This window comes from Pedobacter ginsenosidimutans, from assembly GCF_001442625.1.
GTDB lineage: Bacteria > Bacteroidota > Bacteroidia > Sphingobacteriales > Sphingobacteriaceae > Pedobacter > Pedobacter ginsenosidimutans.
On the sequence record NZ_LMZQ01000001.1, the window covers coordinates 48,217 to 74,749 of the forward strand.

Here is a 26,533-nt window from a genome sequence, read left to right on the forward strand (position 1 = left end):
ATTATTTTAAATCACAGCCTTGGGAACCTCATTAAAATCAGGCAGCATCTTCGAGACTTCCCAATGTATGCGCTCATTATAGTCATTCTTAACCAAATCAATGATGAAAGAGGTATAGTATTCAGGTTTGCTCACCTTTGCTACTGCAATCATATCTTGTGCCGCACTAATCTCATTTACCCCGAGATTGCTGGTCTTATAAAGATAAAACTGAATTTCCAGTAAGTTATTGATCTTATTGATATGTACATTGAGAAAATATTTATAATTGGCTATTTGCGAAGCCAGGCTATCATATAGCAACATATCTTTTTTGGAAAGCTTAAGGTTTTTGTTGGTCAAAAAGCTAAATGCAGCAGCACTGGATTTTTCATTTTCGATACTTGAAAACAACTTATTGAGATTGGTAGTTGAATCAAACACTTTTTTACCACGGAAAGTAATTGTATCTAGCACTTTTTCAACCACAGGCAACAAAATTTGCTCATTTTTGGCATGTATTAGAATTGTATTTTTTTCTTGCGCCTGGAGAAAAAAACTATACAATGAACAGACAACTAGAATTATCGGCTTTAATTTAAGCATTGAAGGATGGCTTTGGCGATTTTCATCGGGCTATTTCTGGTGCTCACTTCAATCTGTGCCTGTAAATCCTTTTCAACGGAGGAGAGCTGGCTACCTGCCTGGTAAGTTCTAGTAAGTTCGATATCTAGGACTTGTTTTTGCTTTAATTTATCGATCTCAACAGTCAAAAAGCCCCCCGGATACTGATAGAGTCCATTATTCTCTTTGATGATTTCTCCACTATACCCAATTTTTATGACTAATGGTGAATGAAGGGAATATTTATGCTTGCTATGGTTCTCAATATATTCTCTGATAAAAGATGAATTAAAACCAAGCGAAAAGGTATCTTCTGAGCCTTTAGTTTTGTTCATTTCCGCAATCAATTGTCTGGCGACTTCAGTAGCTGGAAAAAATTGGCCATTGCGATAATCAAGTCCAAGTAGCTTTAGATTCAACATAATAAAGGTATTCTCACTACTCAAACTCTTAATGCTCGAACGCAGATTTTCATTTTCCTGGCCCTGCTTTTCTTTATCCCGCGCATTATCATGCTCATTCCACAAACTTAAGGCGCCAACTAGAAAAATCGCTACCAAGCTAATCTTGGCTTTAACATCGTACCTTTTTAGAATGGTACTCTGATCTCTATTTTTCTTTGCGATGGGAACAGCAATGAATGCTAAAATTGCGGTAAATCCAATGATTAAAACATTTGGATTAATTGAGAGGAGGAGTAGCGTCACGTTAATTAATTTGAGATTGTTAGCCACTAAGATAAAAATATTTTACACCATAAAAAATGGTTAAATGGTTAATACTAAAATATTTGACCCGACTAACTCACATGGATAATAAAATTTCTATACTTTACTTCATTAGATCTACATGAGTTTCATATTGTAGATAGTTGACAGAAGTAAACAGGGATTGATAAAAAGCAAGCCTGGCTTTATCAGCTTTGTGTATCCCGAGAAGATAACTAATCCGCTTCGTAAAGAATTTGTATTCTAGGACTTTTGTAATTGATATATTTTGATGTCTATATAATTTTAAAGTCTATTCTCTATTTCTAGCACTCATTTCAGAATACATTTTTTCCTTACTTGAAGCTTTTTTAAAATTGCTTGATGTAAGACATCATGATGATTGACTGACATGGATAATGCTGTTTTAAAATTACGGTAAAAAGGGCCTTATTTGTATTGGCTTTTCAGCAACATAATCTAAAATTGCTTCTGTATTCTTCCAAATCTAAATTGAAAGGTTTCTCAGGTTGATAGCAAAATTCTATGTGTTGAATTTGATTATTTTTTGCGTGTAATATTTACTGACCGACGAAATATTTCATTGGATTGCTTCGCAGAAAACTTCACCTCTACGATTTTACCTGAATTGCCTTCAAGTCTTATATTTACTAATGATTGCTCATTTCTCGCCCGTTGTAGCATGTCTAAGCATTTTTTACTTCTCGAATCTTTCATTTCCAGATAGAAGGGCCGGGCGGTTTGAAAGAAGCTTACCGATGTAATACTATCCTTTATTGACTTAATTCCTGTAGGGAAATATTGATTGCGGTCCCATCCTTTATTAATCTGATGACCACTTTTAGCTTCTGGTTGAAGTTTTTTAGTACAAGACCAATACGTGACACCAACGAAGATTACGAAGCTATAAATCACTTTAGTATTTATTTTCATAAGACTCTACTAATAAACTAATTCTGTTCAAACTTTTACTGTTCCTAATTCACCATTTCACTTAAATTGAGCTCCGAAAATGATCCAGCGAGGCGCAATAAATGGTAACCCTAACTACACTAATTGATATTGTTAGAAATAACCGCCTAGTTTTTCATGTAGTTTATAATAAAGACACACTAACCTAAAAAAAGGGGTAATAAAATTATTTTTTAAAAGGTTTTCGACTGCATGACACAAATTTTTAGCGTACTTTATACATCAACTGAAGCTTAATAAAAACAATTATGACATTTGCTTAATATAGAGTTTCCTATTATCTCTACCAGATTTTTGACCAAAAAGAAAGCCCCAATCAAGGGGCCATAATGAGTTCTAAGTAGCATCCACTAGTAAAACTCCACCAAACAAACTGTTAAATTAACGAATTAACTTCATAATTGTTTTAGTACACAAATGAGATGTTATAGAAAAACCTTTACTCTAAATCCAGAAAATAATCAAATTTCATTGTTAATGTTTTAGATCAATGTTTAAAATAAACCCATCATTAAGGTCATCTAAGTATATATTAACCATTTATCGAGCAAGATATCCTTTGCATACTATCTCTAGATTCCTGCTGACCATATAGAACATATTTAGATAATGACCAGATTTAACTAATTTTCAGATCACCATTCTTCTAAAAGACATATAAATAAATTCATGTAAAAATTTGGATATACTTAGAACATCCCATAAATTAGCGATGAGAGCGTTAATTTAGATAACGGGAATAAGGCGTATGCTTTGTTTCCGTTTTTTTATGTAGTTCAGTCCTATTAAAAGATAAACGAACTCAACCGTCTGAATTAGAAATTAATAAAAGGCCGGGTGATATTTTACTAAACAATGCGAAGTTGTTTCAAATATAAGGCGTAGAAGTCATTGCAACCGGCGTACTGAGCTTCATGCAAATTTGTTTTTCATATTTTTGGAATTAGTGACTTTTCTATCTACGATACAATATTTCTAAAATTGCCATAAATCAGGCCGATATGAATAAACCAAGAATCAGAAAGCGGCATCTATTAAAATCCTCGGCATTTGGGGAATACTTTATGGATCAGTTCTTCTTTAAAATTTATACCAATAAGGTAAAAAGAGGAAAGGTCGCCGACCAAGATATCCGAAAGTTACAGACAGATAACATTGTATCAATTGTCCATGAGTACATGCATTACCTTCACGAAGTTAGCACCTATGTAGGCACATTGGGATTGGGTTATTCTGTCTTATTGAGAGCCATACTTTCAAAATATGTTTCTAAAGACCTAACAAATTCAGATATAGATCTTGCACTCTCCCTCGAAGATGCCAATTTCATGGCAGGGATTGATGACACTATAGATTGCCTCATTGGCGATATGTATCCAGATTCTTTAGTGAAATCAATTAACAACTATACGCTCCAATGGGTAACAATTAAAGTTCCTCATGATTCGCAACTTGTGGATCAGCAGATAGAAATCCCAGAACTGGAAGTGATCAACGGCTGTAGCAAACAATACTTAAAGTTCAACAAATTCTATCTTTATGAGGGCTTGGCTTACGAACTTGAAAGGGTCTTTTCTTACAAGGTTATGTTAGCACATGAAGATGAGGAAGATGGAACGGAGTATACTATACTGCGTTATTTATCCAGGCACATCGTTCCCTCGATAAGCATAAGAACTATGCTTATCCTTGCATCTTGTTCGCTCGCATACGTAAATTGTGGTGCTATATATATTTCTATGCTGGAAAGGCTGGAAATTGAGCTAAAAACCGGGAAGATTGAAACTCAGGTCATAGATATGATCAGGGGAAATGTGGCAACAGTATACGCTGACCGGCATAATCTTTTAGGTGCGGCACTTTACGCGATAGCTCAATCATATTCTAACCGATCGTCATTAATTATCGCTTTCACTGAACTGATTAAGCACTATTTGACTTCAGGATTTCAAAGAACAAAAAATCCGGCATTCGAAGTGGACATGATATTTGACAAACCGCTTGAAGATCTTCTAAACCTGGTTCCACCTTGCGATTTTACATACGTGTTTAACAATAAAAATACCTTCATGCGTGATTTTTATGGTACAACTAAATTCAAACAAATTGGGGGCATCGAGCTTGCCGCTCACCATAATATTTTTATTGCACACACCCATTATGCCAGTGTAGTCTTCTACACACTGAAGGAACAGATAGATTTTTTTGAGGCCGGCGAGGATGAAGTTTGTTGTCCATTTTTTACTTCATGCGATCTGAAAATGCGAAAAGAAAATTCCTCCATTTGTAATAAGACACCTTGGAAAACGTACGACCTTTCCTATAATTCAGATAAAATGTATTGCTGGTATGGAAAAGGTGTCAGCTTGCTAAAGGGAATAGATATCCCCTAGATATCTACACCTATACGGTATTCATACTGTATAAACATTTAGGCTCATTTTTTACTCCGCCAGGAGAAATAAATTCTTTTAAGAAAATAACTAAATCAATGCTCCAAGCTGCGCTTTAGCCGGAATTCTACACCAGCCATTTCTGGCTACAGCTTTAAAGGCCAAAATAAGAAAATACCTCATTTAATCTCTAGTAGTATCCCCTTATCAACTGTTTGTTTAGTTTACGGTTACTCCTAAAGGAAAAGATGGTTGAGCTATAAAAGAATATATTTTGATTTTTTCCAGACTTAGAAGCCAAGCTTTCCAAATGGGCTAAACTTAGAAAAATTTTAGCGGTAGCACTTTTCTAAAAATTAAAAACAAAAATATGACAACTAAACATCTTATGTTTAATTAAAACATCATACCTTTGAATAAATTATTGTTATTCCCATGGAAAAATCGAATAGACTTTTTGAGAAAATAGCTGCAGATATCAGAAAAAAAATAGAGAATAAAACATTTCCTTCAGGGACTAAATTACCTTCAGAGCCAGCGTTAATGGAATTTTACAATGTCGGCCGCTCAACAATTAGAGAGGCTATTAAATCGCTGACACTCTCTGGAATACTAACGGTTCAGCAAGGCCTGGGAACAATCATAAACGAGATACCATCAGAACCACTTGAACAGCGCCTAAGAGGGTCAGACTTCGAGGATATAAATTATGTGAGGGCAATGTTGGAAAGGGAAATTGTTGCGCTCTGCGCATTAAATCGAAATGATGAAGATCTTAAAGAAATGGAAGCTGCGTTGACTTTGCGAAAACAATGTATTGAAAAAGGCAAAAGACAGGAATGTATCGCTGCCGATGTTAATTTCCACCTGGCTATCGCTAAAGGTTCTGGCAATACAGTTTTATTTGACTTGTATAAAAGCTTCACGAATATCATAAAGGATTTTTTCTCAAGAAGAGAGCCTGCAGGAATTACGCATTTTGCAATGAGCCATCACCTTCATCAGGATTTACATCAGGCAATATTGCAGCAGAATACACATCACGCACTTTCCATCATTACAAACATCTTAAATAATAACCATTAAATATTTACATTATGTCTATACTCACTTTTACGCTCGTACTTATCTTGGGTGCATATCTTGCAGGCTTAGTTGGTTCCCTCACTGGTCTTGGCGGCGGAGTGGTAATCATACCACTATTAACACTAGTTTTTCATGTGGATATACGCTATGCCATTGGAGCGGCACTCCTGGCCTCTATCGCTAATTCATCTGGCGCAGCCAGCGCATATATTAAAGAAGGCATCACAAATATCCGGTTGGGTATGTTCCTTGAAATTGCAACCACCCTTGGTGCAGTTGGAGGCGCACTCATAGCTGTTTATACCCCAACTAATACAATCGCTATCCTGTTTGGAGCAGTATTGCTTTTTTCTGCAGCGATGACTTTAAGAAAGAAAAATCAAAATGCGCTCAATAAAGGAAGCCGGCTTGCAGAAATACTTAAATTAAACGGAAGCTACCCTACCAAAGAAGGGAAAGTAGAATATAAGCTTGCCAATGTTACCGGAGGCTTTTCCATCATGGGACTGGCGGGTATAATGTCTGGATTACTAGGTATTGGATCAGGTGCGCTCAAGGTGCTGGCTATGGATACCACAATGAAGATTCCTTTTAAAGTCAGTACAACGACCAGTAACTTTATGATAGGCGTTACCGCGGCAGCTAGCGCGGTAGTGTACCTGCAACGCGGCTACATGGATCCTGGAATTGCTTTTCCGGTAGTACTTGGCGTATTGGGTGGCGCGTTTACAGGTGCAAAGCTATTAACAAGAATCGATGCATCGACATTGAGAATTATATTTTGCATTGCAATTACATTTATCGCCATCGAGATGATCTATAATGGCATACAACACAAATTTTAAATCAGGCCATGAACGTACAAAAAAATAAAATTGCACTCTCCGAACGCGATGTAGAAAAATCAGTAGGGCAACTCCTTAGGTTTGGAGTGGTAACATCGAGCATAATTGTCCTTATCGGCGGTATTTTATACCTTTTCAGTATTGGCTCACAGCCCCGACCCGATTATGATATATTTAAAGGAGAACAGGCTAGCCTGGTTACTTTTAAAGGGATATTTATGGGCATTTTTACAATGAACCCAATGGCAATCATACAGTTTGGAGCTTTACTTCTAATCATGACCCCAATTATGCGGATCATATTTTCGCTCACCGCCTTCGCTATCGAAAAAGACAGATTGTACGTAATCATCACTTTGATTGTACTATCGATTATACTTGTTAGCACTTTTGGCGGATTAAATATTTAATTCAGAAAATCAGAAGAATTTAATGTAAGTATCTGCATAACCAATATTATGAAGTTTTATAATTAACGAGGATATTTAGTGTAAACTAAGATAGTTAAAAGATAAGAGCTTTAGGGATTCAAATTTCGCATATAATTCAAGATTACATTGCCAAACTAAAAACATTTATCAGAAAAACACATTTATATTTTTACTAGGAATTATTAACTACATGAGCAAATAGTTCAACTCAAAACGCATTATTTCAGGTATTAATGACTGGGATTTCTAGAAATTTAATGAGAATAGTTATCTACACTTGAGACTCATGAGCAACTTAGTTGTCGGATAAATCTGCTTTTGGAGAATTTGCATAAAAATATTTAATAAAGCATAATCAGCCTCATGATGAAAGCGACCTTCTTTAAATTTTGAAAAATTTGATAGACTGAAACTCATATTCAGTCAAAATCATCAAATAACTAGAAACCCTTGGGAATATAGCGGTTCTTCTCGGAAATATATGCAACGATCTTGTCTCTCATTCCGTCTATATACTTTGTGTAGCTTAGATTCTTTCTTCTGCTTATGGAAATAAACTTTCGATAAGCCACACCAAGATCAATGTTCAGACTCTGCTCTAGCCAGTTGACAATATCAGCAATTTCCAGTTTACCAGCATTAATCGACTGGGAAAGAAAAATACCGTAAGCGAGCTCAACCAATTCAACTTTCTCACCAGTCCACTTGAGTTTCTTACCTAATTCAGAACCCACAGTAAAAGTTGGTTCAGGTTTAACATAAACCAATCTGATCCTGCCCAAGATGTAATCGCGCAACTTTTCCAAAGCCTTGAACTTAGAAAAATTATAATCCTGATTAGTGGTGAATCCATCATCAGTGATACCAGGCAAGATACTACTTGCCACATCAGGATTTAAAACATCTAAATTACGTCGAAGAAAAAAAGAATCATCCATACCCTTTTCCTCACGAGCATAATAATTATAAATGAAGTTATGCTGCGAAAAAAAACGATTCAAAGCAGAAAGCTCCGAGAGATAGTAATTCCATACCATCTCATCTGTACCAATTGGGATTCCGCTAATCAGATTATATAGTTCGACCTCATAAACATAAAGCATATAAAAACGAGGTTTCAAATATTTAAAGAAGTATATTTCTTCATCTTCATTTATAAAACCATCTGATAGCACGTGTGCTTTGAGCACTTTTAGAGCGGATGAAATAATGGATAACCTTTGAGCATAAAATCCAAGACTTGTTCCATTTTCTACAAGTTCAAGCTCAAGGTTATAAAATAGGGCATCTACAAATTTGATATCCATAACTTTAAAGCATTAGAGTTAAAACAAAAACACATTACTAATAGATGTGATAAGCTACCAGGCTCCAGCAGGAAACTTATTTCTTACCAATCCAGGGAAACGATTATGATTGAGCTAATTAACTAAGACAAAGCAATTACCTAGTCCTATCGTATTCAGAAATGATATTTTGATCGAGTTGTTTATAGCCAACATTTTTAGATTTCAGTTCCGCAACAATTTTTTCGTTATAATCCTTGAATCCACTATAAGCCAGCGAACAATCCCTACTGATTTTTATATCTGAAAGAAACTCCCGGGTTGCGGCAAAGCCAGCCTTGTCATGATCAAAAAAAAGATCTACCATGGCATAACCAGCTGTCCTGGCTTTTGCATTCTGAAGAAACGAAAGGGAGTTCAAAACCAATACCGAAGCAGGATCATTTTGATTTTCTAATTGCCAGCTTAAGAAATCGAAATACCCCTCGAAAACACAAAGCCTGTCAGCTGAGCCCACCACGAAGCTCATCCCTTTGTGACCAAGGCATCCTTTAAAATATTTATTTCTAACTTCCCAACCACCGTTTTCATTAGGCCAGCCAGATGCAAAGTAATTTCTACGTCCTTTCTTTTCATCCAGGACATGATAGTATATTTCATAGACATTCCCAGGTGCAGCTCCCAGAATCCCCCTATTATTTAGATATCCTACAATGGCAGTGTTTGCACCTAAAATTTCAATTGAATCAATACCATAACGAGGCTCCCGATCTATACGTTTCTTCGGGATGGATCCCTGGTTCCTGTCTTCGAAAGCTACCGTATCTAGCTGCGAATACTCTACTATCTTTGCCAGGACTTCAGGATAAGAAGAGGGATACCAATATGCCATCCCAAAATCAATGACACTACCGCTCCTAATCCCAGAAACTCCTGCACCGCCATGATCATACCATACACCTAATTCATCGTTCACGCACAAAGATGGTGTATATTCCTCCCTCAGCATACTTAGAAAGAAGTGTTCGCCACCAGATTCCTTTACTGGTGAAAAACCCATTTTTTTTAGGAGATCCAGAATCGAAACTTTGTTTTTAATCTCCTTTACATTTAAAAAAGCACCCATAATATTTAAGCATTAAGTCAAAAATATAAAGTCCAAAAATCCTGATGCTTTTCTCCATTAATTGACACTTTGTAAAAAGTGCTATAAAAAATTAACCGTAAAAATCTTATACACAATAGATAAAAATAGTCCTCCTGAAAAGCACGTACAAATTTTAGCCTAAAATAGGTTACAGTCAAGTGGTCAGAGGGTTGCGTACTAAAACAACCCAAATTAAAGTACAACAAGGACATAAAAAACCTCTTGGCGGAAAAAGAATATTCCTATCAAATAGCTATTTCATCACTGTCAAAGCTCCTCTTGCATAAGTCAAATCGCTGTTTGCGTAATAAGCCGAAAAATAAATCCAGATTTTTATAATTTTAATAGTCATGCAACCCCGCAATATGGATTACGAACTTGGACATATCAACCAATTATACGATGAAATGATTCAAATGCCGGAGCTTACAAAAAAGAAAAGTTCAGAAATATATAAAGACCTTGAAAACGAATGCGCGCGCATCCCTTTATTGATGCTTCATTCCAAACTGCCAAAAGGACCATTTAAAGTAATGGTTCAGCGTCACCATCGTTCCATTTATTTGTTATTGAACAGCATCGCAGAAAAAGAAACTGAGCGCGAAATGGCTGGTAAACCGCATTGCTTGAATAGTAAAGACTTATCGGAGAAATTCCTAAAAGAACTGCAGCAACTTAGCTTAACAATTAGGAATTATTTCCCTAATAACATTGATGAATCACATCCAATTTCTTTACCAGAGCTCACATCAGTAGCCCATCAGCTCTCTAAGAAAATCGATAAGATAATATCATCAAATTGCAATACAGCTGAGCATTCACTTATTAGTCTTTTGAAGTCTACCGTTTCGCTAACCTATCTCACAAAGATTAAGTTAAACTACTTGCAGTCCGAATATTTAAAGGAGCTATTTGATAACATTACTACAATTGGGACGCTATCTCTTGAAAATACTTTAGAACATTATAAAAATCTGCTGGTCGAGCAGGGCTTCAACACACCTGCTTTTTACAGCTACTCCTGCCTTGAGATCATAAAAAAGAGAGACGACTGCCAGAATATATCAGAAAGTTATAAAGAAATGCTCTGGATAAAGAAAAGACTTGAACAGTTAGTCCCCTATAAAGGTAAGTGTTTCCATAAAAAACTGCCAGACATCAAGAAATCCCTGGTTAGATTTATAGACTCTGAAATCAGTCATCTTGATAATCTGGAAAAAATTGCTGTTGAGCTTCATCGGAGCGGCAGTATTCGGGAAGACTTTAAAGTGTCATTCTCTGTAAAAGAACTTGCCTTCTTCATTCATCTGCAGGTAGAATGCGGAATTATTATCGAGGACAAACCAAAGAAAATACATGAGTATATTGTAGGTCACTACAGCTCAAAAGAAACTGTAAAGATATCCGAAAAAAGTTTCAAAAATGCCTACTATTCACACTCTAAGGAGGATATTGCTAAAGTGACTGCCAAGCTGGCCGAGATGCTTGCCCGTGCCCAGCAGAAAGAGTAAACTAACTAAACAAAAGGTGGGAAAGTCCCCGCCGCTCAAAAATATTCACAAGTTCAAAATACCACCTTTCAGAGTAATCCTCCCTCTCTGATACTTCCAGAAGATCTGAGATGACAACCTCTTCTAAGGTTGAGAAGCCCATAAGCTTGCTCCTTAGCTTAAATACTTCGGTAACCGGAAGCTGACTAATTGAAACAGTTAAAAACTCCATATCGGGAATTTGCAGATTTTCATCCATAAAAAAGCGCGGGTTAACCTAATCGCCCGCTTCAGAGGGACCGCAAAGACCCACAACACATGGCAGAAAGGCACCCACGCATAGCGTAGGCAACCAATCTATTTTTCCTGTGTTGTTTGAAGTTTTGCGGTTTTCTGAAACAGTCAAATAGCTATTGCTACAATATTTTTAATTATATTTTATTATCTTTTTTCAAATCATACTACAAATATAACCGTTTTACCAATCTTTTCCAGATTAAAAGATTTCACAATGAAGGGTTACTTGCGGTTGCCAAAACAGCAACTTGACAACATTAAAAAACAAGCTTTCTTTGGAACAAAAACAATATGAACAAAGAAAAATACCTCAGTGCACTTGGGACAAACATCGCAGTTTCAGTTGGTCTTGGTGCCTATATCAGCTATGTATTGGCAAATGAGCATTATACAGCAAGGCAGACCATCATATTGGAAGGTAGTGTCATAAATCACACCGCGTTCCTGAACAGTGGCAGTGCGAGACTATATTTGCAGAATGAAGATAATGAAGAGCACACGCTCCTTTTTTATCAGGAAAATAACTTTTTTTCTATTGAACAAGGTGCAAAACCTTATAAAGACAATGACCTATACATAGAGTTTCTGGAAGACAGCGAGGTCTGCCTGATACCGGATAAACATATTGAAAACCTATATAAACTCTTTCCGGAATACCACCAGATCCAAAACGGTCTAAACAGGAACATTAAGGAAATTCTATTTTTACATCAGTTAAACTTATCCACTTTAGATGCCGAAAAAAAATATAACCAATTCCTAAACCAATTTCCGCACATCTCTATGGTATGCGAACAGAAAAAAATTGCAAGTTTTTTGGGAATAGATCCTAAAACACTCAGCAGGTTAAGGGGTAAACCTAAAAGAAAGTGACAAAAGTCACTTCATTTGAAACATAATTATCAGATTAAGTGACCAATTGGTAGAACAAACGATTAACATTAGATGGAACTTCATACAAAAATTCAGATATGAAACCATCCGTCATCCATAATGAGATCATATTCAAAACAGGCATAATCATGCTTATCTTGCTGTGGAGCTATGCTGGACTATCGAAAATTTTGGATCAGGGCGAATTTGCTAAACAGATCGCTCTTTTATTTCCAGCAGAGCTAGTGACGACTATTTTTATTGCAATACCTACCCTGGAAATCATTGCCGCTTTAGCACTGGCATTCAAAAGAACTAATACTATTGGACTAATCTTATCACTGTTACTAATTACGGTTTTCACACTCTATGTACTGCTGGTTATCTCAGGATACTTCGGGTCTGTACCGTGCAGCTGCGGAGGAATCATATCTGCTTTGAGCTGGAAAGAACATCTAATTTTAAACATCTTGTTTTTATTTTTAGTGATTTACTTATTGTTCGCCTACAAACTGAGAAAGGAGGTAGCCGTGACGAAATGACCGTATAAAAATGGCTGTGACTTGGCACGAAATACCCATAAACAGTCGATGACAAACCAGCCGCCCAACAGAGGCTAATCAACCTGACTGAAGTAAAAGGGCAATTCTCAGTTACCATAAACTAAAATTTTTCAGTTGCTTTTTCACGAAACAAAGCAGCCAACACTATGTTAAAAAAAATAAACATTGGCCTTGTAGCCCTAGTATTGGGGTTCGGCCTAACATTTTTAAACAGCGCTTTTAAATCGGCAGATAAAAATGCCAGATTTACAAGACAATGGAATTTCATAGGAACAACGCTAAGCGAGGATCTAGATGGGACTAAATATTCACAAAGTGTGTCCCCTCCAACAGCGTGTGATTCGGGTTCAGACTTGCCATGTTATTTAAATACTCCTGATAACATCGACACACAGGCAAAACTGACCGTCTACATTCACGATACCTATGGAACAAGTGAAGAGAATGTTAGAGATATGGCTCCAAAGCAAAGGGCTGATTAATATCAATGATTAAGGGCGTCAGATTTTAATATCAGCTGGCGCCCTTAATTCTAACGATCATTTTGTTGCATTCCAGTTAATGAAATGACATCTTCTGGTATTGGAAGTGCGTATCGTTTATCATTTGGTTGTAAAGTATAAATAGTACCATTAATTGTTCTACTGAGAACAATATTTCTGCCCTCTGCGTTTAGTCTTTTAATATCCATCCACCTGATGCCCCTCATCACCAGCTCCTTTCTACGTTCCGCCAACACTATCTTCAATGCAGTTTCAGTATCACTTGCGGCTAGAGGCACAAATGTCCCAGTTTTAAATCTCTTGACTAACAGCTTGTTGAGGGTTTCCATACCTAAATCAACTAATCCGCTCCTGATCTGGCATTCTGCCAATGTAAGATACATCTCGTCGGATGCAATGCCAAAAAATAATGCCGGCTGAAAATATGTTCCTTTAAAATAATAGAAAGATCCTGTTTGTAAAAAATAGAGTCCTTTCCTAAGATCGTTGGCTTGGTAAGAGGCGATGAGCTCCGGAACAATCTTTCCTCTGGAACTATTAACAATGGTGGCGGGAGGTATCCAGGTGGCGAACACCGTCTCATTATTGAATGAGGTGAAGGGATACCGATCTGATGCGCTTAGGGTGTTGTAATCAATAAGTGTTGGATGTAGTTTTAAACATGAATCCGCGAATTTAGCGGCCTGGGTATAATTCCCCATAAAAAGATATGTCCTAGCTAAAAGACCATATGCTGCTGCCTTTGATGGCCTGGTTGTCTGAACCTGTTTGTCTGGCAAAAGTTGTATTGCAGCCTGCAGATCAGATACAACCTTTTCATACCCCTCCTTAACCGTGGTACGATACGATTCTTCATTAAAATTAGTTGATGGCCGCAAGGGAATTCCTGGGTCAGTATCATTTGCATTTCCATATGCCTTTCCCCATAGACCAAGTGCCTGAAGAAAACATTTAGACCTGAAAACAAGTGCCTGCCCCTTTATATTATTGAACTGAGTATTATGGGGAAGATCCGATTCGTCAAGCCCTTCGAGCACAGTACTTGAATAGTAAACAGCCCTATAGGTTGTGGCCCATTCATTTGATCTTGGGGCAAACAGAAAGTCTTTTTGCCAATTATACATTCGTCTTTGATAATCATTTGTCAATGCGGCAAGATCTGTGTCGGTTATGTAATAGTCGTCGGCTGAAATCTCTGCTGAAATTAAATCCTGGTTATTTAAGAAACCGCTATTGTCTAGCAGGGCTTGAAAATCCACAAGGGTTGTAGGTATTACCAATTGCTGATCTGATTTCTCATCCAGGATTTTTTTACATCCCAAATTTGATATTACGATTATCGTACAGCATATAGAACATATTAAGTTTCTAAATTTCATATTTTTTGAGTTTAAAGAGTAACTCTAACACCGATCGAAAATGTGTTCCTTGGTGGCAGATTAAATGAACTGGTTACGTATTCAGGATCAAGATTTTGCTTGTTTGCTCTGTAGATGATCCCCAGGTTACTAATATTTGTATAAAGGCTGAGGGATTTAATCTCAAAGTGCTGAAGGAGGGAATTATCAAAGTTATAGTCAAGATTGACGTATTGAACTCTTACATGATCTCCTTTTTCCACTAGCACATCTGAATACCGGTAAAAAGCATCTCTTGCCAGAATTGCTGGATAAACCATTGAGGGGATATTTGTAAAATTCTCATCTCCAGGATTTTTCCAACGATTTTGGAAGTCGGCATGTCCTGCCCCAGTAATGAAAAGACTGCTGTAGTCGATACTTCTGCGCCTGAAATAATAATCAAATTTAAAGCTTAAACCAACAGATAGTGTAATGTTACTATATCCAAACGAGTTAACTATATTACCAAAATAACGTGGTAATACCGATCCATGATAAGTAAGGTCGGTAACTTTTGTATCTGATCCTGTCAACAAATTATAAGCCTTACTTGGAAGCCCGTTAATAAATCCCATCGGGTCTCCGGTAAGTGCATCAAGTCCAGCCCATTTGTATGAAAAAACCGAATAGACTGGTAATCCCTCTATCCCTGAAACAGATGGATTAGGTTGAAGAAAGCTACTGCCTTGCTGTGATGCAAGATAATATTGAAGAACTTTATCTTTATAACTCGAGAAGTTAAAAGCAGTGTTCCAAATTAACCCACCTATCGAATTTTTAGTTTGGAGTTGAATATCCAGTCCATGACCACTAATCTCGGCTACGTTTTTTACAACCGTATTTCCGATTCCCTTCGTGTAATCAACAGGATAAGTGCCAAATAGGTCCTTGGCATTCTTGCTATAATATTCAATACTCCCTGAAAGTCTCCCCTTAAATAAACTGAAGTCGGTACCAATATTAATCATCCTTACCGTTTCCCATCTTAAGTCTGGATTGCTATACTTATCGAATGAGGCGAAGACCGACTGGGTGTAAGTTGAGATTGCTTGGTATCTAATCGTATTTACACCGGTCATATTCGGATCAACATTACCACTTTTTCCAAGCGTGGCTTTGAGTTTTAATTGATCAACGAAATTGGTTTTCAAAAATGACATTTTCGAGATATCCCAACTCAATCCCATAGACCAAAGCGGTTTCCATTTATTATTCGTTTCCACGCCGAAAAGATTTGAAGCATCTGCCCTTGCACTGGCAGAAATTGTATAAGTATCCCTGAATGAATAGGCAACATTTACAAATTCTGAGAAAAAGTTGTTTCTCTTTAGGGAAAGACCACTGCCGCTGTTAATAAAATTTGCACTTCCGGTTATAAAATCTGGGTATGTCCTGGTGTAATCTACGAGTCCAGATATAAGCTTGTCGGTATCAAGCCCATAAACCCTATCGAAATATCCTTTAGTCCTTGCTGTTCTCCACTCTAATCCTCCAACAGCATCAATCCTATGATCTTTCCAAATTCTGTTGAATTCCAGCTGTGGCCTGAATTGCTCAGAACGGAGCGTACTCTCAGATTTATCCAAAATGGCACCCAGTGGTATAGGATAACTAATAGAACCATTCGAAGCAATCTGGGTAAATGAATTTATTAGATTTCTGGTATAATAAGACTGCTGACTCTGGAGCAGTTCACCATTGTTACGCTGCTCCTCGATATTGTATTTCAATGATGCTCGAAAACCAAGTGGAAGTTTATAGCTAAGATCGAAATTTGCCAAAAGATCAGTTAGATTTTTACTATTATCAGATTCAGCATAATCTAATAAAGGAACATATGACCAGTCAAGCAGTCCTTTGGTTGCGGGAGAAGATAAATAGGTTTGTCTGTAATTCTTATTTATGGCGAGTGGATTTCCGTATTGGTCGGCAAGTTCAGCATAAGGGTAAAGTCCCAAATAACTGACTATCTCACCTATCCCCTGTTTGCCAGACTCTATGAAGCCAGAGGTATAAGAGAAAGATGAATTAATTTTAAGGTTTTTAGATAACGATAGACTATTTGCAATCCTTAAAGTTTTCCGCTCATCCTTTGAATTCAAGTTATCGATATTTCTGTTATAACCAGATGATAATATCCAGTTGTGTTTTTCACTTCCTCCAGAGAGACTCAAGGAATATTGCTGGTTGATGCCTTGCTGATAAATATATCTACTAAAATCATCGTACACATCATGGCCTGAAAATCTTGCAGCTCTCGCATTGAGTTCATCATTCGAAAGCGTGCCAGCATCATTCAATATCAATGCCTCAACAAATGGCGTCAACATCGGCCTGGAAGGAGAACTAATTTGGTCATTGTAAAATCCCTTTTGATAAAGATATCTTTCCAGGCCAATAAAATCTCCAGAAGAAATACGCTGTTCATATCGAAGATTAGGCTTCTTTACAAATCCTAACGCAGAATTAAAACTTATCGAAAGCGGATCATTTCTCTTCCCTTTTTTCGTTGTGATCACAATTACCCCGTTCCCTGCCCGTGTTCCCCAGATAGATGCGGCTGCGGCATCTTTTAATATCGTGATACTTTCAACATCATCAGGATTGATATTGGAGAGCTCACCTGAATATGCAAAGTCGTCGAGAATAATTAGTGGTTCTTTTGGCCCTTGTATTGTACTCAGACCTCGAATCATGAACCTTGGTCCGGAAGAAGTACTCCGATCAACAGTTATGCCGTTTCCAACAGCTTCTATTCTGTCTAGGATATTCTTTCCAACCTGTTGATTCAAACTCTTGTTGTTGATCTGATCGAATGAGCCCGTGGATCTGGTCCTGTCAATTTTTTGATAACCCGTACTTACCGTGACGTCATCCAGGCGGTTCTCATTTGGCGAGAGTTTAAAAATTACTAGTTCTTTGTTAGGAATAACAATTATGGCAGAATAAGTTTTATAATTTACGTTATTAATGTTTGTGGTGTAACTGCCTGAAGCTAATGTGAGAGAGAAATTTCCCTGATCATCACTCCTTGTTTTCAGCACTTTCTGTCCACCTTGAAGAATTTCGATAGTTGCTGCGATTCGCTTAGCAGTATCAGTTTCATCAATTAGACGACCCTTTAAAATTTCTTGCCCAAAGGATACAAAACGGCACATACCGATCACTAAGATCAGTAGATATATTTTTTTCATAAAATCTATTTTGTCTGGAGTTTCAGAATAATTGACTGATCATTAATTACCATCAGATCAAGGGTAGTCATCCCTTCACGAAGTCTGAGTCCAAATTTTTTCAATTGATCATTGACGTCACCAGAATAATCTATCTGTACTGAAATTGGGTTAGCACTGCCTGTACTATCAACAACTGGAAGTTTTATAAATTTTGAGTTCTCCAAACTCATGGCCAGAACATCAGCAGGATAGTTGGTTATTCTCACGACGCACATTTGCCCCGATGGATTGGCTAAAGTCTTTATTTGCTTTTCAGTACCACCTAAATTAACCAAATCGCTTTTAGATGTTGTTCGTTCAAGAAATAAACAAGGAACATATCTCTTTTCAAACGTTGCCACATATGGGGAATATGTATTCAGGTCATTGATCATCAACCTATACAGATCAGGTGCCATGAACAAGGGTACGTCAAATTCATAATTGTAAATTTCGGAGGCAATATCATTTTGCCTTTTTCCATTATAAACCACGCGCTTATCAGAAAAAATCTTTCGCTCAGCCTTGAAAATCTGGTGGCCGATCATTGAAAACAATTTTTTAAGTGGCATATTGGTGATGGTTTGTCCGGTAATTACCTTGGTCGCGGAATCGATTTTAAAACTTGTTCCAGTACCCAACCCAGAAAGATAACCCTTCAATAAAATATTGTACTTTACCAGATTGGAAACGGGCAAATCTTTGGTGGTAAATAGATGCCGGTCAGTATCTATGTTCAGTTTGTTAATGAAATTCTCCTGTCCACCATGGAGCACGTTAGATATTTTTAGACTATCAATCTCCTCGCTTCCAGTTGCAGCAATAAATTTTCCAGCTCCGTTGATCCATACATAGTGAGGAATCGTCTTAAATGGAAAAAGCTTATATAGCAAGCTATCAGAAAAGATATTGGAAAATAATTCGTTGTGTTCCTTAAATCTATTTTGTAATAGAGTTACTGGCTTATCTCCAAACTCATTGTTGACCTGAATAATCTCAATCTGATTGGAAAATTTCTCCTGGAGATACTTCATATTGGGAAAACCGTGTATACAAGGTGCACAATAAGTAGCCCAGAAATCAAGGATGATTAATTTTCCCCTGAACTTATCCAGTTTAAATGTATTTAATTTTGGAACAGGTTTTGAAAACTCTGAAAAGGTAATACCCTTAAATGCTTTGGTCCAAAATATATCAGGAACCGTCTCACCAATAGTCAAACCATGTGGAAGAGATCGGTCCTGTGCTGCACCCCTATTTGCGGAAAAGGATAAAACCAGCAAAAATGAAGTTAGTATTTTTAGAAGTCTATTATAAAAGGAAAGACAGGGTAATAACCTCACAATAGAAATATCGGTTTGTTTCATAAAATAGTTAGTTTGGTTGACAAAAAAATCGTGAGATCACGATCAAAAAAATAAAAGACAATGCAGGAAACCAGTTTTTATAACATCATTAAAGAACCAATTGAGAAAAGCTTCCTGCATTGCAGGAATCTATACAGGATTCTTTGGCTTTAAAGCAAAAAGCCGATCAAATGGATACCGGACTACCAAGCTCATGACTAACAGTTTGATTTATTTTAAAAAAAAACAGCAAAAACCAGCCCTCCTGCATATAAAAACATGCAGATACGGGAAACCGTATTTGTAATTAAGAAAAAGATGCCTATCTTGGAATTGCGAAAAACCATAGTACTGCACCTTTGCCTAATCAGCAATAAAGGGCTGGTACCAAGCTAAATTAACCCGCTAGGACTCTGTGCGCTCTCTTCACACTAGCCTTTGCTCTTTTGGGCTATATTTTACTTGGAATTTCTAGCCCGCATTACGATGGGGAACAAATAATGTTCTTTAAAAAGAATTTGAGGGAATGATCGAAACCCAATTCCAGGAAGTGGATTAATTTGATGGCGGTTAATTTTTTCGTTTTCATAAACATTTAATTTTATGTAAAACGATGTGGACTCAATAAAAGCAGATGAAGAACCAGATTGGCAAAACCAATAGGGCGAACTCCATAAGCTTCTGGATGAGGTACCGTCAAGAACCGCCTAAGCAAGCTTAGGTTTCACAAAAGACTAGCATGAAGTCCGCCCTATTGAATAAGATATCACGAAGATAACAAAATCCAATAGATCCGGCGAACTCACGATCGGCTCATGTGAAAGTTTGACGGTTTTCATCCATGAGTGACATCGTTAAAGCCAGGTCACCCCAACTCTATTTGTCGCTATAAATAACTGATAACAAATATACTAAAGTTGACACTAAATATCAACTAATATTTTAAAATATTTATGATAAATCGGATTGCGGAGGTTTTGAAAGAAAAAGGTGCAGGTAATAAAGACTTAGTTCAGTTTCTGAAAATAGAAAAGGAAACAGTTTCCAGATGGGTAAATAATAAGCATCAACCAACTGTAACAACATTAAATAAAATAGCCGAGTTTTTAAGAGTGGATATTAGGGAGTTGCTGCATCCAAGCGATTGGAGTGAGAGTAAGGTCAAAAAATTTGAAAGCAAGAAGTAACTGTGCAATTGAAACGTAGAGTTGTAAATGTTAATCCTGTTGTCATTATCAAAATCAACTTTTATAAAAAAAGAATATTGTTAAATGATAATTATAAGATCAATGAACAATAAAACTAAAAGTATACTCATCACCATAATGTATTTTGTGATAACTATTATATTCCTAAGTTCAGTAGGGGTCTGGTTACCAATAATGCTAGATGATTACAATTTGGATCATATTTCAAATGAAACATACTCAGCGATAGCAGGAAACATTCTTACATACTCCTTGAGCATTTTTTTGGTTGCAATTATTGACAGAATTTTACTATTAATTTCAAAGACTAGTAAATACCATAATAATATCATTGAGTTCTTCGTTACATTGATTTTGCTGATTTTAACTTCAATATTAGTATATCACACGTTAAAAGACTTAAGAAAGATGAGATATGTAGCTGCTATAAAATTTTCCTTCAGCGTGGCAATAATTACTTGGATATACTGGCTATTCGTAAAATTCGGATCTAATAAAGAGGATAACTTTTCATCTATTGGGGGGTCAATGCTATGAATTATTTAGAAATATATGCAATACGAGTTCACCAGGAATTGAGCGATTTCTACATTACATCAATAAGGGCGGGGGATTTATTAAAATTTACCTTTTCGGAAAAGCTTGAATATACCGATGAAAATGGGAAACTAAAAGGGAATCAACGTAAAATCGACGAGAAAAGACTTAAAGAAATTGGAACGTATATAAGCTCAGTTGAAATGTCTTTCCCTAATTCGATAATTTTGGCAGCAAATTATTCTGAAGCAGGCGAGCTAGTTGATGATGAGGCAGAGAGATGGGATATTGATAGTATTGACAGTAATTTATACAAAATCGCTATACCTACCGATAAGAAGTTAGCAGCAATAGTTGATGGTCAACATAGGTTGATGGGCTTCGGTGAAAAATATTTAAAAGATCAGTCTAAGCTAGACATAGAACTCCCATGTGCTATATTTTTCGATCTTCCAAATTCGTATCAAGCCTTTCTATTCGCTACAATAAATGGCAACCAGAAACGAGTTGACAAGAGTCTTGCACTTGAACAGTTCGGCTTCAACGTTGAAGATGAGCCTCAACAAACCTGGACTCCTGAAAAGCTAGCTGTTTACTTCACTCGCACCTTAAATTTCAAAGAAAGCCCAATAAAGGGGCATATCAAAATTGCGCCTAAAATTTCAACTTCATTAAAAAAAGAGGTTTTTAGTAGCCAAAAAGATTGGTCTATATCGACTGCCACGATTGTTGATGGAATTTTAGGCTTAATAACTTCAAATGCAAAGCGTGATAGAGTAGAGATGGCTCAAGAAAACATTTGGGGCAAACGTTCAAGAAGTATGGTATCAAATATAAGAGATAAATCTCCCCTTAGAATACAATACTTAGACAGAGATGATGACTACATTTTCAAAATCATTTTTAACTATTTATCTGCGATAAAGGAAACTCTATGGAAAACTTATGACCCTAAATCATATATTTTTAAAACTGTTGGTGTACAAGCATTATTCGATGTGCTGAAAAGAATACTTCAAATTAACATTCTAACTGAACAAAATGACTTTAAATCTTTATTAGAGACAGCACAGATCTATGATTTTAGCAGCTCTGCGGTACAAGCATCTGGCATTGGTAGGAAGGACATAAGAAATGCTATCCTTTTAACTATGGAAATTATTAACCAGGATATCTTAACGGAAAATGATTTAAACAAAATCAATGATTTTAAAAAAAAATCACCAGAAAATTAAAATTTAAGATAAAATGTCATTCCAAATTTACTTTGAAGTATATTGTTTCGGCCAGTCCAATTATTATTGTAAATTTCAAAAAGCAAAATACCATTAACGCGAATCAATGAGTAATATCGAAAAAATAGCCTTCACGGTAGATGCGGGTATAATAAATCGTCTTGGCCTTGAGCTCGTTGCAAAATCTGAAACAGCCGTTGCCGAGCTTATTAAGAATGCCTATGACGCAGACGCCAATGTTGTAAACTTATATTTTGAAGATGCCCATCTTCCAGGTGGCAAATTAAAAATACAGGATGATGGAAGTGGAATGACCAAAGCCCAGTTAATTGATGGTTTTATGAGACTGGCTACATCCGACAAAATACACAACTCGGTTTCTGATAAGTATTTAAGACCAAAAGCTGGCCGAAAAGGTATCGGGCGTTTTTCTACTCAAAGATTAGGGGAACATTTGATTATAAATACAAAAGCAGATCATTCGGATGCACTGGAACTCGATATTAACTGGAATAAATATGCTCCAGATATCCTACTGGGCTCAGTAGAAAACAATCTTACCACCAAAGATGATATAGTTGCAGAAATTGGGACAACTTTAAGCATTAATACACTCCGGGAGAAATGGAGTGATGCTGATATCAAGCGAGTGTATAGATATGTCGCGGATTTAATTCAACCTAGCTACTTATCAGTCCAAAATAACAAAAATATAGTCGAGGAGAGTAAAACAGAAAGTTTTGAAGTTAATTTTCTACGAAAAGAAAATGATGAGACAAACTGGACTCCAGTAGCAGATCCTGGAGTAATGATGCTCGACCGCGCTTTAGCAACTATCACAGGTTTTATAGATCCCGATGGTAAAGGAGTAGTAAACCTTATAACAAAAGAATTCAAGGTAAGTGGAGAATCAAAAGTATTGGAAGATTCCATAAATACATCCATAAGACCATATCCTGAGCTGAAAGGCGCTTCAGTTGCATTCAAAGCTTATTATTATATTGGAGGCGATCGAAATAGTTATTATGGAATTACTAAATCAGAATTAAAAATCATAACTGAGCATCTGAAGAAAAATGGTGGGATAAAGTTATACCGTAATGGTTTTAGAGTACCCAAATATGGTGAAATGGGTAATGATTGGCTAGCACTTGAGACTAGATCCAGGATTGGTAATGGTATTCCATTTGGAAATAATCATCTTTTAGGTTTTGTACAACTAACTGACCCGCATGGTAAGATATTTGAGGAATCAGCAGGCAGGGAGGGTTTAATTGAAAAGGAAGCATTTAGAGAACTTCAAAAATTTGTAGCTACGGCGATAGAAAATGGATTTTTAAACTTCATTTCATGGTTTAGAAAAACAGATGAGTATCTACTGCTTAATCCAGAGCGAGCACCTACACCAACATCAAATGTCGTAGATAAAAGTATCCAAGATATTAAAGATGCCACCAAAACTCTAACAAATCCAGAAGCTACAGAAGATGAAAAACGTGAGGCTGCAATTAAGCTGGAAACATCTACAAAGGTTTTTGTAAAAACTACGAAGTCAGCAATCAATGAGCTTGAAATGATGCGAGTACTGGCAGGCGTTGGTCTCACCATAGCAGAATTTATTCATGAGATAAAGCAGATAGTACCGTCTACACTTGGTTATATTGAAGATACCTTGAAACATAATCTCGATGCATCTGTAACCGGAAATTTAGAGAATATCAATGACGCATTAGGCTCGTTACTAGCTTATACTTCATATTTCGATGAAACAATTTCTAAAAACATTGTTAGAGAACTTCAAACCATAAATCTGAGGAAGTCGCTAACAGTTTTCGAAGAAATTATTGAAAATGATTTAAAAAGAAGACACATAGAATTAAATCTTTCGCTTGTGGGGAAAGATTTGTTGATAGATTCAATGCACCCTTCTGAGGTAAACACTATTTTGCAAAACCTATATAGTAACGCGAAAAAGGCAATTTTAAAAACAACAGGACAAAAAGGAAAAATACTAATTAAAGTTCATAAGAATATCGAGCTTAATACCATAATTCTAGAAGTTCAGGATAATGGTATTGGTATTTCTGCCAAGCATAAGGATAGAATTTTCGATGCATTTTTTACTACTTCTTCTGAGAGAAAAGAAGATTTTGGTACAAGTACTGGTCTAGGTCTCTACATACTTAACCAAATTATCAGAAACAGGTCCGGTTCAATTAATATTGGAACGGCAGACCCAAATTACAAAACCGCTTTTATAATAACACTCCCATTAGGGAACAAAGAAAATTTAAAATAACATGGCTCTAAAATTCCTATATATTGATGATGAGGCAGAAAAAACTTCTGCAGGACTTATTACCAATTTAAATGACAAAGAAACAATAGAATTTAAAATCGAACAGCCTCAAACCTGGAACAAGCAGAAATATTCTTTAATCGATAATGGAGGCTTAAATGATTATGACGGTCTACTACTTGACTTCAAATTACAATTTTCTGATGATAAGGACAGTGAAGTTAAATATTCTGGGGCTGAGCTTGCTCAAAGTATAAGAAATGGCGTAAAATCTGGTTCTATACGAGACATTCCAATTTTTTTGTGTAGTACAGAAGATTTTTACATCTCATACTTCGACAGAACTAGTAAAGATTTGTTCGACAAAAAGTATAAAAAAGAAAAAACTTTAAATACAGAACAAACAAAATTAGAGCTTATTTCATTTGCCAATGCTTATACGGCAATTCGAGAAAATAGAGAGACAGAATCAATAATTAAAAAACAAAAAGAGCAAGATAGTGATATCCAAATACTAGATACGGAACTTCAATGTTTGGAGACTCCTCATGAAATAATTTATTTATTAAATAATTACTTCATGCAGCATTCTGGTCTACTGATAGACGAGGATCTGTTAGCAATTCGCTTAGGAATAGACAAAGCTGCATCAAAAGATTGGGAAAATTTCAAAGAAAAGTTCTTAGCTGATTTTAAATATGTTGGAGTATTGCATGAGAGCTATCCGCGCTGGTGGCAGTTCGAAATCAATAATTGGTGGACTCAGACGTTTGGCAAAAGCCTTTCAATCACATCAGCGGAAGACCGAGTAGAACGCTTATCGAAACAATATGATATGCATCTCATCTCTATCGCCCTTCCCAAACATCAGCATTACACCACATTTTGGTATAAATGCAGGCTCTCAAACACGCCTTTAGATGCAATTGACGGTCTTAGAACTATTGAAATGCCGAGATACGCATGGCAAGACCCTAATTACATATCATTGGGATATTTGTTATCTGATGTGCGAGAAACTGATGCTGCTTATGCATTACTTGGCCCCAACGAGAGAGAAACTTTTGATGAACTAGACAGAGAAAACTAATGAACTTTAAAACGCTTTTCAACCAATATGTATCTATCTTGAACACATTTAAGAAAGAATTATCCGTATTTGATTTCAGAATGGATCAACTAAAAGAGATAGGCAAAACAATTCAAGAGGATAAAAATACCTTTTCTTATGAATTTACTAAATTTAGGCTTACGATACCTAAAAAGCTAAAACCTAGCCATACAATGCCTAAGGGGGTGGAGAAAATTACAATTACACTATCTGTAGATGATAAAATCGCTGTTAAACGCTTCAACAATGCGCACGTTGAAGATCCATTCCTAAACTTGGACAATTTTAATATCACATTAAATTGTGAAGATAATCACTATTCATCATGGCATCTCGATAGACATATAATGGATAGAAAAGAAGGAGATGGTGAGAATTTACATCCAATTTATCACATGACTTATGGTGGTCACTACATGGAAAGTAAGCAAGTAGATGGAGAAGATGTCTACGGAAAATCACTAATTATAAGGGCACCGAGGCTTATGCATCCACCTTTAGAATTAATTTTAGGATTAGATTTCGTTTTTCGACATTACATTTCAAAAAAAAGCTTACCGTTACTTGATCATGAACCATACATCAAACTTGTAGAAGATATAAAAAAAGAAATCTGGTTTCCCTTTGCTTTAGCGTTGACAAAAAATTACTGTGCTAACATTGACATCGATAATAAGCGATATACTTTCGATGATTATTTCGTTCAAAGGGTAATCGGCCATAATCCGCCTGAAGTAGCTTAGCAGTAAAACATAAATATGGAATGCAAGAATCTAATTATTTGTAAAACACATGGTTTTCTCCATTGAAGCAATATGCTAACTAGTTCTATTAGTAATGATTGTGTATTTAATGTTTTCAATTATCTTGATGGGAATGTGTACGATTATGATCATTATTATTACAATAAAGCTTATCAACTTGGCTATACACCTGGAAGGGTGGCCTAAAAAATGATGTTGCAT

At 36.3% G+C, this 26,533-nt stretch carries 23 protein-coding genes; 14 read left to right on the forward strand and 9 right to left on the reverse strand.

What is annotated here, in order from left to right; all coding sequences use genetic code 11:
• Nucleotides 1–6: 6 nt before the first annotated feature.
• From ASU31_RS00210 to ASU31_RS00220, 3 genes are all read right to left on the reverse strand, one after another.
• Complete coding sequence (locus ASU31_RS00210) at nucleotides 7–585, reverse strand: hypothetical protein (protein WP_057930385.1); 579 nt, start codon at nucleotides 583–585, stop codon at nucleotides 7–9.
• Nucleotides 573–1,337 (reverse strand): hypothetical protein, encoded by a 765-nt coding sequence (locus ASU31_RS00215; protein WP_057930386.1) that lies wholly within the window; start codon nucleotides 1,335–1,337, stop codon nucleotides 573–575. Before ASU31_RS00215 ends, ASU31_RS00210 begins: the two co-directional genes overlap by 13 nt.
• Before the next feature lie 534 nt (nucleotides 1,338–1,871).
• Entirely contained in the window at nucleotides 1,872–2,264 is a 393-nt protein-coding gene (locus ASU31_RS00220; protein ID WP_057930387.1) for a hypothetical protein, read from the reverse strand.
• A gap of 1,040 nt (nucleotides 2,265–3,304) precedes the next feature.
• Here ASU31_RS00220 and ASU31_RS00225 point away from each other — a divergent pair.
• The 4 genes from ASU31_RS00225 (at nucleotide 3,305) to ASU31_RS00240 (ending at nucleotide 7,037) form a co-directional block, all read left to right on the forward strand.
• Nucleotides 3,305–4,696 (forward strand): hypothetical protein, encoded by a 1,392-nt coding sequence (locus ASU31_RS00225; protein ID WP_157257878.1) that lies wholly within the window; start codon nucleotides 3,305–3,307, stop codon nucleotides 4,694–4,696.
• Between the two features lie 435 nt (nucleotides 4,697–5,131).
• The gene (locus ASU31_RS00230; protein ID WP_057930389.1) at nucleotides 5,132–5,782 is read left to right on the forward strand and encodes a FadR/GntR family transcriptional regulator; all 651 of its coding nucleotides are present in this window, start codon (nucleotides 5,132–5,134) and stop codon (nucleotides 5,780–5,782) included.
• Nucleotides 5,783–5,793: 11 nt separating this feature from the next.
• Entirely contained in the window at nucleotides 5,794–6,627 is an 834-nt protein-coding gene (locus ASU31_RS00235; protein WP_057930390.1) for a sulfite exporter TauE/SafE family protein, read from the forward strand.
• Nucleotides 6,628–6,635: 8 nt separating this feature from the next.
• Complete coding sequence (locus ASU31_RS00240) at nucleotides 6,636–7,037, forward strand: DUF1634 domain-containing protein (protein WP_057930391.1); 402 nt, start codon at nucleotides 6,636–6,638, stop codon at nucleotides 7,035–7,037.
• Nucleotides 7,038–7,498: 461 nt separating this feature from the next.
• Here ASU31_RS00240 and ASU31_RS00245 read toward each other — a convergent pair whose 3' ends face one another.
• Both ASU31_RS00245 and ASU31_RS00250 read right to left on the reverse strand, forming a co-directional pair.
• Nucleotides 7,499–8,365 carry an RteC domain-containing protein gene (locus tag ASU31_RS00245; RefSeq protein WP_057930392.1) on the reverse strand — a complete coding sequence of 289 codons (867 nt, stop codon included), beginning with the start codon at nucleotides 8,363–8,365 and terminating at the stop codon, nucleotides 7,499–7,501.
• A gap of 136 nt (nucleotides 8,366–8,501) precedes the next feature.
• Complete coding sequence (locus tag ASU31_RS00250; protein WP_057930393.1) at nucleotides 8,502–9,470, reverse strand: toprim domain-containing protein; 969 nt, start codon at nucleotides 9,468–9,470, stop codon at nucleotides 8,502–8,504.
• 386 nt (nucleotides 9,471–9,856) lie between these two features.
• On the opposite strand from ASU31_RS00250, the gene ASU31_RS00255 reads away from it, so the two are divergent.
• Complete coding sequence (locus ASU31_RS00255; RefSeq protein ID WP_157257879.1) at nucleotides 9,857–11,002, forward strand: hypothetical protein; 1,146 nt, start codon at nucleotides 9,857–9,859, stop codon at nucleotides 11,000–11,002.
• Nucleotide 11,003: 1 nt separating this feature from the next.
• Here the strand turns inward: ASU31_RS00255 and ASU31_RS00260 are convergent, their stop codons facing one another.
• Nucleotides 11,004–11,240, reverse strand: a complete 237-nt coding sequence (locus tag ASU31_RS00260) for a hypothetical protein (protein WP_057930395.1) — start codon at nucleotides 11,238–11,240, stop codon at nucleotides 11,004–11,006.
• 329 nt (nucleotides 11,241–11,569) lie between these two features.
• On the opposite strand from ASU31_RS00260, the gene ASU31_RS00265 reads away from it, so the two are divergent.
• The 3 genes from ASU31_RS00265 to ASU31_RS00275 all read left to right on the forward strand — a co-directional run bounded on the left by ASU31_RS00265 (nucleotide 11,570) and on the right by ASU31_RS00275 (nucleotide 13,196).
• Entirely contained in the window at nucleotides 11,570–12,151 is a 582-nt protein-coding gene (locus ASU31_RS00265) for a Crp/Fnr family transcriptional regulator (protein WP_057930396.1), read from the forward strand.
• Nucleotides 12,152–12,249: 98 nt separating this feature from the next.
• Nucleotides 12,250–12,693 carry a MauE/DoxX family redox-associated membrane protein gene (locus ASU31_RS00270; RefSeq protein WP_057930397.1) on the forward strand — a complete coding sequence of 148 codons (444 nt, stop codon included), beginning with the start codon at nucleotides 12,250–12,252 and terminating at the stop codon, nucleotides 12,691–12,693.
• 167 nt (nucleotides 12,694–12,860) lie between these two features.
• Nucleotides 12,861–13,196 (forward strand): hypothetical protein, encoded by a 336-nt coding sequence (locus ASU31_RS00275; protein ID WP_057930398.1) that lies wholly within the window; start codon nucleotides 12,861–12,863, stop codon nucleotides 13,194–13,196.
• Nucleotides 13,197–13,246: 50 nt separating this feature from the next.
• On the opposite strand, the gene ASU31_RS00280 is transcribed toward ASU31_RS00275, so the two are convergent.
• Genes ASU31_RS00280 through ASU31_RS00290 form a run of 3 tightly spaced genes read right to left on the reverse strand, consistent with a single transcriptional unit; the run spans nucleotide 13,247 to nucleotide 19,199 of the window.
• Complete coding sequence (locus ASU31_RS00280) at nucleotides 13,247–14,596, reverse strand: RagB/SusD family nutrient uptake outer membrane protein (RefSeq protein ID WP_057930399.1); 1,350 nt, start codon at nucleotides 14,594–14,596, stop codon at nucleotides 13,247–13,249.
• Between the two features lie 11 nt (nucleotides 14,597–14,607).
• Entirely contained in the window at nucleotides 14,608–17,811 is a 3,204-nt protein-coding gene (locus ASU31_RS00285; protein WP_083505213.1) for a SusC/RagA family TonB-linked outer membrane protein, read from the reverse strand.
• A gap of 5 nt (nucleotides 17,812–17,816) precedes the next feature.
• On the reverse strand, nucleotides 17,817–19,199 hold the full coding sequence (locus tag ASU31_RS00290; protein ID WP_057930401.1) for a TlpA family protein disulfide reductase: 1,383 nt from the start codon (nucleotides 19,197–19,199) through the stop codon (nucleotides 17,817–17,819).
• Between the two features lie 932 nt (nucleotides 19,200–20,131).
• Here ASU31_RS00290 and ASU31_RS00295 point away from each other — a divergent pair.
• The 6 genes from ASU31_RS00295 to ASU31_RS27970 all read left to right on the forward strand — a co-directional run bounded on the left by ASU31_RS00295 (nucleotide 20,132) and on the right by ASU31_RS27970 (nucleotide 26,518).
• Entirely contained in the window at nucleotides 20,132–20,365 is a 234-nt protein-coding gene (locus ASU31_RS00295) for a helix-turn-helix transcriptional regulator (RefSeq protein WP_057930402.1), read from the forward strand.
• Nucleotides 20,366–20,919: 554 nt separating this feature from the next.
• Nucleotides 20,920–22,158 (forward strand): DGQHR domain-containing protein, encoded by a 1,239-nt coding sequence (locus ASU31_RS00305; RefSeq protein ID WP_057930404.1) that lies wholly within the window; start codon nucleotides 20,920–20,922, stop codon nucleotides 22,156–22,158.
• A gap of 106 nt (nucleotides 22,159–22,264) precedes the next feature.
• Entirely contained in the window at nucleotides 22,265–24,457 is a 2,193-nt protein-coding gene (locus ASU31_RS00310) for a sensor histidine kinase (RefSeq protein ID WP_057930405.1), read from the forward strand.
• A 1-nt stretch (nucleotide 24,458) separates the two neighbouring features.
• A complete protein-coding gene (locus ASU31_RS00315) occupies nucleotides 24,459–25,547 on the forward strand; it encodes a hypothetical protein (protein WP_057930406.1) in 1,089 nt (362 codons plus the stop codon).
• Nucleotides 25,547–26,311 carry a hypothetical protein gene (locus ASU31_RS00320; protein ID WP_057930407.1) on the forward strand — a complete coding sequence of 255 codons (765 nt, stop codon included), beginning with the start codon at nucleotides 25,547–25,549 and terminating at the stop codon, nucleotides 26,309–26,311. The genes ASU31_RS00315 and ASU31_RS00320 overlap by 1 nt, the downstream gene beginning before the upstream one ends.
• A 72-nt stretch (nucleotides 26,312–26,383) precedes the next feature.
• Nucleotides 26,384–26,518 (forward strand): hypothetical protein, encoded by a 135-nt coding sequence (locus ASU31_RS27970; protein ID WP_280739731.1) that lies wholly within the window; start codon nucleotides 26,384–26,386, stop codon nucleotides 26,516–26,518.
• Nucleotides 26,519–26,533: the final 15 nt, after the last annotated feature.